The following is an 11,750-nucleotide window of genomic DNA, read 5'->3' on the forward strand; positions in this document are numbered from 1 at the left end:
AGCCGGAACGCCGGGCCCCGCCTGGCCGGTCGGATCCCGCATCAGCCGCACGATCCATCGCTGTGGCCCCGTCAGGTCCTCCTGCGGATATGGCATCACGCGCTCCCCCGTTCGCCTCTGCTCGGTGAGACGTGATCAATCCGACCACACGCCACTGACAACGCCGTCGGACGGCCCGGACCTGGACACTGGCGGCATGAACGTGCCGGAAACACTGGAGATGATCGAGCGGCTCGACCCGGTGCTGAGCGCCTTCACGGAGGTCTGGGCAGAGCGCGCCCTGTCCGGCGAGCGCGACGCCGACTCCGGACTCCCCCTGTCCGGGCTGCCGTTCGCGGTGAAAGGACCGTCGGGCATCCGCTCGTACGCGGCACGGCGGCTGATCGCGGCGGGCGCGGTGCCGGTCGGATCGACGGCTGTGCCGGGGCCTGGCACGTACTGGCAGACGTGGGGGCTCGGCGCGCACGGGCCCACCCGTAACCCCTGGCGGGCGGACCGTACGCCGGGCGGCTCGTCCGCGGGCTCCGCCGCTGCGGTCGCCGTGGGCATGGTGGGCCTGGCGACCGGCAGCGACGGAGCGGGATCGGTACGGATCCCGGCGGCCTGGTGCGGGGTCTTCGGGCTGAAGACGACGCACGGGCTGTTTCCGTCCCCTGACCGGACGGGCCTGGCCACGGCGGGGGTGCTGACCCGCACGGCGGAGGGGGCGCGCGGGTATCTGCGCGCGGTGCTGGACGCCTACGAGCCGGTGGCTCCCGTGCTTCCGCTACGAGCGGTGTGGTCCCCGGACCTGGGCTTCGCGGCGACGGACCAGGAGGTCGCGGCGGTCGCGCGGGCGGCGGTGGAACGGCTGGAGTCCGCGGGGGTCGTACGGACGGTGGGGGCGGGTTGGGCACTGCTCGACCCCAGGGACGCGTGGACCCGGGTGCGGGCGGGCCGGCCCGGGGCGGGCGCGGCGGTGCGGGCCGAGAACGACCGCCGGCTCGACGGGCTGTTCGCCGGGGCGGACCTGCTGCTGACCCCGGCGACGCCCAACCGGCCGCATGGCCACGAGGGCCCGGGTGATCTCTACTCCACTGCGCTGACCTGGGCGTTCAACCTGAGCGGCCATCCGGCGGCGAGCATCCCCGCAGGCTTCACGAGCGACGGCTGCCCGGTCGGACTGCAACTGGTGGCGGTGCGCGGCGCGGACGTCTCACTGGTCGAAATGGCGGTGGCGGCGGAGCGTGGGCTGAATATCGTGCGGCCATGACCTACGAACTCGCCCAGGTGAACATAGGCCGCCTCAAACATCCCTTGGAATCCCCGGAGTTGAAGGACTTCGTGGACAATCTCGACCCTGTGAACGCCGTCGCCGACGCCGCGGACGGCTTCGTCTGGCGGCTCCAGAACGACACCGGCAACGCGACGGATCTCCGGGTCTTCGGCGACGACTGGCTGCTGGTGAACATGTCGGTGTGGCGCGACACGAATGCGCTGACGGCGTTCATGTACCAGGGCATGCACCGCGAACTGCTGGCTCGGCGCTACGAGTTCTTCGAACGGGTGCTTGAGGTCATGACCACGATGTGGTGGGTGGAATCGGGCCATCGTCCGACGGTGCGCGAGGCCGAGGAACGTCTGCTGCATGTGCGGGAACACGGGCCGACAGAGCATGCGTTCACGTTGCGGAAGCCGTTCCCGCCGCCGTCCTGACGGCGTGGTCGGCCACTGACGGGACGCCACCGGCCGACCACGGTCAGGTCGAGGCCGACGGGGACGGGAGACCGGTCTTCATCCTCTGGCGGAACACGTCGACCGGCAGACAGACGGACGGCCAAGGTTGACCAGCCCGCTCTCAGTCCCTCTCAGCCCCTCTCAGCCCCTCTCAGCCGCCCGGAAGCGCCTCACGGCGGGTCAGCCATTCCTGTGGGACGCCCTCGGTGCCCTTCGCCGCGCCCACGATGCCGCCCGTGATCGCACATGTCGTGTCGACGTCCCCGAAGCCCTCCGCCGTGGACCAGAGCGCGGCCCACAGATCGTCGTGGTGGCGGGCCGCCGTCCAGACCGCGAACGGCACGGTGTCGTCCGCGCGGATCCTCTGGCCGTTGCCGAGGATGTCCGACGCCTTCCAGGGCTCCGTCGTCAACGGCAGCTCCGCCGCGCGGGCCAGGCCCTCGCGGACCGCGCCGGGCGGGGTGCGGGAGGCGACCTCGGCGACGGTCAGCTCGCCGCGTGCGGACAGCGCCGCCGCCGTGGCGACGGCCACCGCGCCCGCCACGCCCTCGGGGTGGGCGTGGGTCACCCGGGCGGACAACTCGGCCTGTCGGCCGACCAGTTCCAGATCCTCGTGGAACCAGGCGCCGAGCGGAGCCACCCGCATCGCCGCGCCGTTGCCGAGGCTGCCCCCGTCGAACAGCCCGGGGGCGAGGGTGCGCCAGCTCGCGGGGTCCTCCAGGAGCTGGGGCAGCAGCATGTGCATGCCGTGGCCGTAGCCGCGCGCCGGATCGGCCTCGTATGTCAGGGCGAAGCAGGCGGCGAGCCGGTCCTGGTCGATCTCGCCGTGCAGGTCCAGCACGCGCTGGATCGCGAGCGCCATGGCCGTGTCATCCGTCCAGTGCCAGTCCGGCTCGGGCGGGGTGCGGCGTGCGCGGATCTCCTCGTACGCCTGCTCGCGGTCGCGGAAGAGCGGGAACCAGCGCTCGCCGAACGCGTCCCCGAGAGCGAGCGCTTCGAGACTGCGGCGCGCGGCCGCCGGACCGGCGGGCGACGGTACGGAGGGGTCGGTGGTGGTCATGGCCGCCATCCTTCCGGGCGCCGCCGTCCGGCGCACACGCTTATGCGCGGGTCAGCCGGAGGCGCCCGCGCCCTCCGCGATCGCCTCCTCGACCTCCGTCACCCGCGCCTGCTCCTCGGCCGCGAACCGTTCCCGGTCGAGCTGCTCGGCGATCTCCTCGTCCTGGGACATCAGCAGGTCGAGGTTCGAGTCACCCATCTCGAAGACGCCCATGTCGAGATACGCCTTCTGCAGCCGCTCGCCCCACAGGCCGATGTCCTTGACACAGGGCACGATCCGGCTGAACAGCAGCTTGCGGAACAGATGCAGGTACTCGGACTGCTCGGAGAGCTCTGCCGCCTCCTGCTTCGGGATGCCGAAGTTCTCCAGCACCTCCACCCCGCGCAGCCGGTCGCGCATCAGATAGCAGCCCTCGATCACGAACTCCTCGCGCTCGCGCCGCTCGGCGTCGGTGAGCTGCTGGTAGTAGTCGCGCAGGGCCATACGCCCGAAGGCGACATGACGGGCCTCGTCCTGCATGACATACGCGAGGATCTGCTTGGGCAGCGGCTTGTCCGTGGTGTCGCGGATCATGCCGAAAGCGGCCAGCGCCAGACCCTCGATCAGCACCTGCATGCCGAGGTACGGCATGTCCCAGCGGGAGTCGCGCAGGGTGTCGCCGAGCAGTCCCTGAAGGTTGTCGTTGATCGGGTAGAGCATCCCGATCTTCTCGTGCAGGAAACGGCTGTAGATCTCGGCGTGCCGGGCCTCGTCCATGGTCTGGGTGGCGGAGTAGAACTTGGCGTCCAGGTCCGGCACCGACTCGACGATCCGCGCCGCGCACACCATGGCGCCCTGTTCGCCGTGCAGGAACTGGCTGAACTGCCAGGACGTGTAGTGCCGGCGCAGGTCGCCCTTGTCCTTGTCGGTGAGCTTGGCCCAGTACCGGGTGCCGTAGAGGGTGAGGACCTCGTCCGGCGTGCCGAGGGGGTCGTACGGATCGACCTCGAGGTCCCAGTCGATGCGCTTCTGGCCGTCCCACTGCTTGTCCTTGCCCTTCTGGTACAGGGCGAGGAGGCGGTCCCGGCCGTCTTCGTACTCCCAGCTGAAACGCGCCGAGCCGGACGCCGGGATCTCCCAGAGGGGGCGCTCGGGCGGGTGCATGTAGCGATCTTGGGTCGACACAGGCGGCTCCTTCGCCTCGTATCCCTTGCACACAAGGACAGTTGGCAGGCTCACACGTTGGTAGACGGATAGTCAACAAGTCGCGCACAGGGATTGACGATGTTACTGACAGGGAGTCTCATAACCCTGACACCGGTAATCCCACCCGCGAGGTGCCCTCAGTCATGACAACCGTGTCCGAACGCGACGTGCAGCTGCTCCGCGACGCACTCGGCCCGCTCCGGGACCGTGAGCAGGTCGCCGCGCGCCTGCTCGAATCCTCCGCCAAGCACTCCTTCGACCCCGACAAGGAACTCGACTGGGACTCCCCGCTCGAGGAGGGCAAGTGGTTCTGGCCGCCGGAGCTGCTCTCCCTCTACGACACGCCCCTCTGGCACAGGATGTCCGAGGAGCAGCGCCTGGAGCTGTCGCGTCACGAGTCCGCCTCGCTCGCCTCGCTCGGCATCTGGTTCGAGATCATCCTGATGCAGCTGCTGGTACGCCACATCTACGACAAGCCCCTGACCAGCAATCATGTCCGCTATGCGCTCACCGAGATCGCCGACGAGTGCCGACACTCGATGATGTTCGCCCGGATGATCCAGAAGGGCGGCGCCCCGGCGTACCAGGTGCCGCGCGTCTACCACAACCTCGCACGCGTCCTGAAGACGATATCCACCACTCCCGGATCGTTCGCGGCGACACTGCTCGGCGAGGAGATCCTCGACTGGATGCAGCGCCTCACCTTCCCGGACGAGCGGGTGCAGACACTGGTGCGCGGCGTCACCCGTATCCACGTGGTGGAGGAGGCGCGCCATGTGCGGTACGCCCGCGAGGAGCTGCGCCGCCAGATGGTGACCGCGCCGCGGTGGGAGCAGGAGCTCACCCGGATCAGCTGCGGTGAGGCGGCGCGTGTCTTCTCCGTCTGCTTCGTCAACCCGAAGGTGTACGACAACATCGGCCTGGACCGCCGCGAGGCGGTCGCCCAGGTCAGGGCGAGCGGGCACCGGCGCGAGGTGATGCAGTCCGGGGCCAAGCGCCTGACCGACTTCCTGGACGACATCGGGGTGCTGCGGGGGCCCGGCCGTAAGCTCTGGAAGAGCTCCGGGCTCCTTGCCTGAGCAACGCGTCACCGGATGGACCACCGCGCGGCCCTCCGGGCGGGCCGCCGGACGCATCATCGGAGAAAAGTACGGATGCCGGCCCGCGCGGTTACGCTGCGAAGCATGACCAGTCCCGCTCCCGCGACCCGCGCGTACCGACGGCTCAGCGTCGAGGAGCGCCGCACGCAACTGCTCGCTGCGGCGCTCACGCTCTTCGCGCACCGGCCGCCGGAGGAGGTCTCCCTCGACGATGTGGCGGAGGCGGCCGGGGTGTCCCGGCCGCTCGTCTACCGCTATTTCCCCGGCGGCAAGCAGCAGCTGTACGAGACGGCGCTGCGCTCCGCCGCCGACCAGCTGGAGAGCCGGTTCGCAGAGCCGTCGGCCGGGCCCCCCACCGAGCGGCTCTCGCGCGTCCTGGACCGCTATCTCGCGTTCGTCGACGAGCACGACGCGGGGTTCAGCGCGCTGCTGCGCGGCGGGAGCGTCGCCGAGACCTCCCGTACGAGCACGATCGTCGACGAGGTGCGCAGGGCCGCGGCCGACCAGATACTCGTCCACCTCGGCGTCGCGGCCCCCGGATCCCGGCTGCGGATGATGGTGCGCACCTGGATCGCGGCCGTCGAGGCGGCGTCCCTGATCTGGCTGGACGAGGGCAAGCAGCCGCCCACCGACGAGTTGCGGGACTGGCTCATCGACCATCTGATCGCGCTGCTGGCGGCCACCGCCGCGACCGACGAGGAGACGGCGGGGATCATCACGGGCCTGATGGCGCAGGAGAGCGCGGACGGTCCTGTGGGCCTGCTCGCCCGGAGGCTGGGGCCAGTGCTGGGCGACAGCACGGGGCTGCTGTGACGCCGGCCCGGTGAAGGCTGTGACACTGGAGCGGTGAAGAGCGAGAACACCCCCTTCGAAGGCGGACCGCTGGACGGGCGGGTGCTGCCGGTGATGGCCGGCCCGACCGGCCACCCGCCGAAGTGGTACCAGGTCCCGGTGCCGCAGGACGACGGCTCCCCGCCCGTCGTGTACGCGTACAAGCGCGTGCCCTTCGGCTACACCAAGCGGCTCGGGCTGCAGCGCGGCTGGAAGTACGTGTACGCGCCAGAGGGCGTGGAGCGCCGCGAGCTCAAGTGGCCCTGGTCGAAACCGAAGTCGCAGCCACCGGGGTAGGGACCGCGCCTCGCGGTGGCGTCCGGCGCCGAATTAGGATCACGGTCGACCGTGCCACCAGGGGGGAGCTTCGCATGGAGCCGCTGCAGCAGGACGATCCGCGCCGGATCGGGGCGTACACCACGCTGGCACGACTGCGGGAGTCGGCGAGCGCCGTGCACTACCTGGCGTCCGGCGCCGCTTCCGGATCAGGCTCCGACTCCCCTGCCGGCTCCGACTCCCGTTCCGGCTCGGGTGATACGGCTGTCGTCGTCTCGGCCGCGCGCCCGGAGCTGGCCGCCGTGCCCGCCTTCCGGCGGCGTTTCGCGGCGGAGGCCAGGACGGCGGAACGGCTGGCCGGAGGCTGGGTGCCCGAGCCGCTCGCGATGGCCACGGCCACGGACGGGCAGGAGCTGTGGACCGCGAGCGCGTACGTCCCGGCGCTGACGTTGCGCGAGGCGATCGCGCTCACCGGTCCGCTGCCCGAGCGGACGGTACGGATACTGGGCGCAGGGCTGGCCGAGACCCTGTCCCGGGTGCACGCGACAGGCACGGTGCTGCACGGTCTCGCACCGGACACGGTGCTGCTGACGGCGGACGGGCCGCGGCTCGCCGCGTACGGCGCGCTGGGCGCGGCGGCGGTCGCCCAGGCCCGTCCCGGCGGACAACTGTCCGTACAGCTCGGATATCTGACACCGGAGCAGGCGACAGGAGCGGAACCCGGCCCGGCGTCGGACATCTTCGTCCTCGGCCTGCTGCTGGCCTACGCGGCGACGGGCACGGCACCGCTGGCGGATGCGGCAGGCATCGCGCACGGCGAACCCGAACTCGGCGCCGTTCCTGACGAGTTGCGCCCTCTGACCGCCCGCTGCCTGTCCAAGTCGCCTGAGGACCGCCCGACGGCGGGCACGGTGGCGGCGGATCTGGCCCTGGAGGGCGCGGCGGCTCTGGCCCGCGGAGGCTGGCTGCCCCAGCCGCTGTCGGCCGCGCTGGCTGCCCAGGCGGCACAGGCGGATGCGCTGCGATCGGGCGGTGCGGGCGCAACCGGTGGCACGCAGCACGGCCCCCTCGGCTCGGGCGGGCCCGAAAACAGCGGCACGCTGCCCACGGCCTCGCTCGTCCCGGCGCCGGGCCGGACATCGCCCGGCCCCGGCACGGCGGCGGGGCCGTTCGTCGCAGATGACGCGCCTCCGGCCGGGCCGGTCAGCGGCAACGCGCCGGCGTACGGCGCAGCGGGCCAGGACGCCCACCCGCACGGCAACAGCGCCGGCCACCCCACGACCACCGACACCACGGCTTCGGCACACACCGCACCCGGTCCTGCCGCGCCCGGCCAGGCCCACCCCACCGGAGCGGCCCGGGCTCCCTTCCCGGCGCAAGGCCGGAACGCACTCCCGGCCGCGCCTGCTGCCGGCGGCCACGGCTTCGGCGGCGCCGCCGGAGGCGTCACGGACCCCGCGACCCTCGTCGTGCGGCGCGCCGCGGGTCCGCCCTCGGTTCCGCCGGCGCCGCCGAGCCTGCCGGGTGGGGTCCCCGGGGTCCTCCCGCCGTCCCGGCGTGGGCTCCTTGTAGCCGTGGCAGCCGGCGTCAGCGGGCTCGTCGTCGGCGGAGGCGGCGTGTACGCCGTCGCCGGCGGGGACGACAAGGCCGCGCCCGCCCCGCAGCCGCCCGCACACCGGCGTACCCGGATGGCCGGGCTGGCGCCCGAGCCGGCCTGGCGGTACGAGCATCCCGAGGAGCCTGCCGGGGCCACCGTGTGGCGCGACCGGGTGCTGCTGCTGACCGACGGCAAGCAGGCCACGGGTGTGGATCTGCGCACGGGCCGGCGGCTCTGGGCCATGCCCGAGGCTGCCTCGGGCTCCCGCGCGGTGCCGGTCGACGACCGGCTCTGTCTCGTCCAGGCCGGGGACGAACTCCTGTGGATCGCCGCGCAGGACGGGAAGGTCGCCCACAAGGTCGCCGAGCGCACCTTCGCCGAGCCCGGCGAGAGCCTGGCCGTCGAGGGTGTGATCGGTGCGGACGGCACCAGCGTCTGGCTGACGGGCCATGTCTCCAGGACCGTCGAGCGGAAGGTCAAGAAGCGCAAGAAGAAGGTCACCGTCCGGGAGGCGTACGTCATCGCCTACGACGCCGCCGCCCGCAAGCAGTTGTGGCGCGCCCGCGTACCGGAGGGGAAGGCCCCGCACCGACCCCGCTACGAACTGGTCGCCGCACGCGCCGACAGCATCCTCGTACGGCAGGACGGCCGCTCCCTCACCCCGGCCCAGTCCAAGCGAGCCAAGGGCGGGTCCGTCCTGCTCGGCTTCGACCGCGCCACCGGCAAGGCCCTCAAGTCCGTCACACTCACCGGGGTCGGCCCGACGGCCGCCGTCGCCGGTGACACCGGCGGCAAGCTGTTCGGTGCCGCGGGCGGCGAGCTGCATGCGTACGACAGCGGCAACGGCAAGCGGCTGTGGCGCGTGCCCGCCGCGAAAACGCCGGGCGAGAAGGGTGTGTTCGCCTACGGTACGGCCACGGTGCGCGGCCCCGCCCTGTACGCCGCCAACCGCTACCAGGAGGTGCGCGCCGTCGACGTCGCGACGGGACGGGCACTGTGGAGCCGGTCCACCGAGACGCCAGCCTGGCGCGAGATCCCGCAGACCACGCTGAGCCTCAGCGGCCGCACCGTGTTCGCCGGGGATGCCGTGGCGCTCACCGCCTTCGCGGCGCGCGACGGCCGGCGGCTGTGGAAGTTCCAGGAGGCCGGTACGCGGGACGCGGAGAACCCGCAGGCCGCGCCCCGTTATGTACCGCTGGCCGGCGGCGAGGACCGGATCGTCGTACGGCGGGGCCGGACGTTCTACTCGCTTCCCGTGGACTGACGAACCCTCAGACGAGTGACCACGTTGCGCTGAACCGACCACCCGCCGCGCCCGCGCGGCGGCGCGCCCGCATGCTCTGGCCGTGAGGGTGGACGGCCCACCTCACCACGGGAGGTGACGAGGTGTCAGGCATCGTGAGCGGCAGGCTGATCCGTACGGTGTGCACGGCGGCGCTCGTCGCGGTCACGGCGATCGCCGCCGGGCCCGCGTCCGCCGAACCGTCCGACGAGCCATCCCCGGACGTCACGGCGGAAGCGGCGGAAGCCGCCGGGCCCGTGAAGCCCGCAAAGCCCACCAGCTCTGCCGACCCCGCCAAGCCCGCGGCGCCCGCCGGCCCTGCCCACGGGGCCCCCGCGCTCTCCACCGTCTCGGGCATGCTCACCCGGCTCCAGGACCTGTACCGCCGCGCCGAACAGGCCGGCGAGGCAGTCAACGCCGCCGAGCAGGCCCTCACGAAGCAGCGCGCCGAAGCGGCGCACCTCGGCCGCGCACTCACCGACGCCCGGACCGCCTTCGACGACAGCCGCAGCGCCGCGGGGCAACTCGCCCGCGAGCAGTACCGGGGGCACTCCGACCTGTCCTCCTACCTCCGGCTCCTCCTCGCCCGTGACCCGCAGAGCGCCCTCGACCAGGGCCATCTCATCGAACGGGCGGCAAACAGCCGGCTGGCCACCATGACCCGGCTTCAGGCCGGCGCCCGGCGGGCGGACATGCTCGCGACCGCCGCGCGCAAGGCGCTCGACAAGGAACTGCTCCTCGCGGCCCGGCACAGGCAGGCCTATGGAACGGCCGCCGCCCGGCTGAAGGCGGTCGAGGAGATGCTCGCCTCCCTGTCCGCCGCCGACATCGCCGCCCTGTCCGCCAAGGAGGAGTCCGACACCGCCGAGGCGCAGGAGAAGCTGCTGGCCACCGGCCTGCTGGACGCCGAACACGCGCCGTCCGCGCAGGGCAGCGCGGCAATGAAGTACGCCGTACAGCAGATCGGCAAGCCGTACGTCTCGGGGGCGGAGGGCCCGGACACGTACGACGGCTCGGGCCTCACCTCACAGGCGTGGGCCAGGGCCGGACGCAAGATCCCCCGCACCAGCCAGGAGCAGTGGGCGGAGCTGCCCAAGGTGCCGCTGCAGTCGCTTCGCCCCGGCGACCTGGTGGTCTACTTCCCCGAGGCCACCCACGTGGCCGTCTATCTGGGCAACGGCACGGTGATCCACGCCCCGCGCCCCGGCGGCCGTGTGAAGGCCTCCCCCATCGCGGCGAACCCGCTGCTGGGTGCGGTCCGCCCTGACCCGGCCGGCCGGGCGCTCGCGTCCTACGCCCCGCCCAAGCTGCCGGACGGCGCGACGACCGGCCCGGACAAGGGCCTCGACACCGGGGCCCGCAAGGAGCAGGATGCGGACGGGCAGACGGTCGGGCAAGCGAAGGAGTAGAGGCGTCCGCGCGGCGGACGCCTCCACCCATTCCCCTCAGGCGCGCGGAGCGTCCGCGACCTCCGCGAGGTACGCGCCCGTCCTGTCGGGGTCGTAGAAGAAGTCCTCGAAGTCCGCCGGGTTGTTGAACCCGTTCGCGAACCGGTCGGCGACCGGCTGCAGCTGACCGGCCGCGCCGATCAGCTGCAGCACGTGCTCCGGCGGGACGCCGAGCATCGCGTTGGTCCACTTGGTGGCGTGCTGCGCCGTGTCCCAGTACCGGTCGAACGTGGCCTGCATCCAGGTTTCGTCGAACGGCTTGTCGCCCCGCTCGACGATCGACGCCAGATACGAAGCAGCGCACTTGGACGCCGAGTTGGAGCCCTGACCGGTGATCGGGTCGTTGGCGACGACGACATCGGCGACGCCGAGGACCAGACCTCCGCCGGGGAGCCGGCCGATGGGGTTGCGGACGGTGGGGGCGTACCGGCCGGCGAGCGTACCGCCCGCGTCGGTCAGCTCGACCCTGGTGGCCCGTGCGTACTCCCACGGCGTGAACTTCTCCATGAGTTCAAGCGTCAGGGAGAGATGCTCGGCCGGGTCCTTGACGCCCTGGAAGACGTCGAGCGGGCCACCCGGAATGCCCTCCCAGAACAGGATGTCCGCGCGGCCGGACGTGGTGAGGGTCGGCATCACGAACAGCTCGCCGACACCCGGAACGAGATTGCAGCGCACGGCGTCGAACTCGGGGTGCTCGGGACGCGGGCCGAGCCCGTGGACGTAGGAGACGGCAAGGGCGCGCTGCGGCTCGGAGTACGGGGAGCGGGACGCGTCCCGGCCGAACATCGAGACCAGTTCGCCCTTGCCGGCCGAGACCAGCACCAGGTCGTACGTACGGGAGAAGAAGTCCAGGTCGGACACGGCCGCGCCGTGGATGACGAGCTGACCGCCGCGCTGGGCGAAGGTCTCCATCCAGCCGGCCATCTTCACGCGCTGGTCCACGGACTGCGCGTAGCCGTCCAGCTTGCCGACCCAGTCGATGGCGCGCGCCGCGTCGGGGGCGGCGACGGAGACGCCGACGCCCTCGATCCTCGGAGCCCGGGTCTCCCAGAAGTTGATGCCGAGATCGCGCTCGTGCTGGAGCGCGGTGTGGAACATGCACTGCGTGGACATGACTCGGCCGGACCGGATCTCGTCCGCCGTGCGGTTGGACATCAGCGTGACCTCGTAGCCTTGCGACTGCAGGCCGAGGGCGAGCTGGAGGCCGGACTGCCCGGCGCCGACTACGAGAATCTTCCGCATGGCTGGTGCTCTT

Annotated in this window: 10 protein-coding genes; 7 read left to right on the top strand and 3 right to left on the bottom strand. The window is 72.1% G+C overall.

Going from position 1 to position 11,750, the window contains the following annotated elements; genetic code table 11:
* Window positions 1-196: 196 nt before the first annotated feature.
* Both OHS70_RS11750 and OHS70_RS11755 read left to right on the top strand, forming a co-directional pair.
* Window positions 197-1,252, top strand: coding sequence for an amidase (locus OHS70_RS11750; protein WP_328396498.1), 1,056 nt, complete (start codon window positions 197-199; stop codon window positions 1,250-1,252).
* Window positions 1,249-1,695, top strand: a complete 447-nt coding sequence (locus OHS70_RS11755; RefSeq protein WP_328396500.1) for a DUF3291 domain-containing protein — start codon at window positions 1,249-1,251, stop codon at window positions 1,693-1,695. Before OHS70_RS11750 ends, OHS70_RS11755 begins: the two co-directional genes overlap by 4 nt.
* A 172-nt stretch (window positions 1,696-1,867) precedes the next feature.
* Here the strand turns inward: OHS70_RS11755 and OHS70_RS11760 are convergent, their stop codons facing one another.
* Together OHS70_RS11760 and OHS70_RS11765 are read right to left on the bottom strand one after the other, a co-directional pair.
* Window positions 1,868-2,785, bottom strand: a complete 918-nt coding sequence (locus OHS70_RS11760; protein ID WP_443062593.1) for an ADP-ribosylglycohydrolase family protein — start codon at window positions 2,783-2,785, stop codon at window positions 1,868-1,870.
* A gap of 42 nt (window positions 2,786-2,827) precedes the next feature.
* Window positions 2,828-3,940, bottom strand: coding sequence for a ferritin-like domain-containing protein (locus tag OHS70_RS11765; protein WP_443062594.1), 1,113 nt, complete (start codon window positions 3,938-3,940; stop codon window positions 2,828-2,830).
* Window positions 3,941-4,104: 164 nt separating this feature from the next.
* Between OHS70_RS11765 and OHS70_RS11770 the strand changes: the two genes are divergently transcribed.
* The 5 genes from OHS70_RS11770 (at window position 4,105) to OHS70_RS11790 (ending at window position 10,456) form a co-directional block, all read left to right on the top strand.
* Window positions 4,105-5,040 carry an AurF N-oxygenase family protein gene (locus tag OHS70_RS11770; RefSeq protein ID WP_328396504.1) on the top strand — a complete coding sequence of 312 codons (936 nt, stop codon included), beginning with the start codon at window positions 4,105-4,107 and terminating at the stop codon, window positions 5,038-5,040.
* A gap of 105 nt (window positions 5,041-5,145) precedes the next feature.
* On the top strand, window positions 5,146-5,874 hold the full coding sequence (locus OHS70_RS11775) for a TetR/AcrR family transcriptional regulator (RefSeq protein ID WP_328396506.1): 729 nt from the start codon (window positions 5,146-5,148) through the stop codon (window positions 5,872-5,874).
* 33 nt (window positions 5,875-5,907) lie between these two features.
* Entirely contained in the window at window positions 5,908-6,189 is a 282-nt protein-coding gene (locus tag OHS70_RS11780; RefSeq protein ID WP_328396508.1) for a hypothetical protein, read from the top strand.
* A 74-nt stretch (window positions 6,190-6,263) separates the two neighbouring features.
* The gene (locus tag OHS70_RS11785) at window positions 6,264-9,029 is read left to right on the top strand and encodes an outer membrane protein assembly factor BamB family protein (RefSeq protein ID WP_328396510.1); all 2,766 of its coding nucleotides are present in this window, start codon (window positions 6,264-6,266) and stop codon (window positions 9,027-9,029) included.
* Window positions 9,030-9,163: 134 nt separating this feature from the next.
* A complete protein-coding gene (locus OHS70_RS11790; RefSeq protein ID WP_328396512.1) occupies window positions 9,164-10,456 on the top strand; it encodes a C40 family peptidase in 1,293 nt (430 codons plus the stop codon).
* A 36-nt stretch (window positions 10,457-10,492) separates the two neighbouring features.
* On the opposite strand, the gene OHS70_RS11795 is transcribed toward OHS70_RS11790, so the two are convergent.
* Window positions 10,493-11,737 (bottom strand): styrene monooxygenase/indole monooxygenase family protein, encoded by a 1,245-nt coding sequence (locus OHS70_RS11795; protein ID WP_328396514.1) that lies wholly within the window; start codon window positions 11,735-11,737, stop codon window positions 10,493-10,495.
* Window positions 11,738-11,750 lie beyond the last annotated feature (13 nt).

Source organism: Streptomyces sp. NBC_00390 (genome assembly GCF_036057275.1).
Taxonomy (GTDB): domain Bacteria; phylum Actinomycetota; class Actinomycetes; order Streptomycetales; family Streptomycetaceae; genus Streptomyces.

Bases quoted from the DNA above. Each gene is read 5' to 3' on its own strand.
- OHS70_RS11750 (WP_328396498.1), top strand. From the start codon at position 197: ATGAACGTGCCGGAAACACTGGAGATGATCGAGCGGCTCGACCCGGTG.
- OHS70_RS11755 (WP_328396500.1), top strand. From the start codon at position 1,249: ATGACCTACGAACTCGCCCAGGTGAACATAGGCCGCCTCAAACATCCC.
- OHS70_RS11760 (WP_443062593.1), bottom strand. From the start codon at position 2,785: ATGGCGGCCATGACCACCACCGACCCCTCCGTACCGTCGCCCGCCGGT.
- OHS70_RS11770 (WP_328396504.1), top strand. From the start codon at position 4,105: ATGACAACCGTGTCCGAACGCGACGTGCAGCTGCTCCGCGACGCACTC.
- OHS70_RS11775 (WP_328396506.1), top strand. From the start codon at position 5,146: ATGACCAGTCCCGCTCCCGCGACCCGCGCGTACCGACGGCTCAGCGTC.
- OHS70_RS11785 (WP_328396510.1), top strand. From the start codon at position 6,264: ATGGAGCCGCTGCAGCAGGACGATCCGCGCCGGATCGGGGCGTACACC.
- OHS70_RS11795 (WP_328396514.1), bottom strand. From the start codon at position 11,737: ATGCGGAAGATTCTCGTAGTCGGCGCCGGGCAGTCCGGCCTCCAGCTC.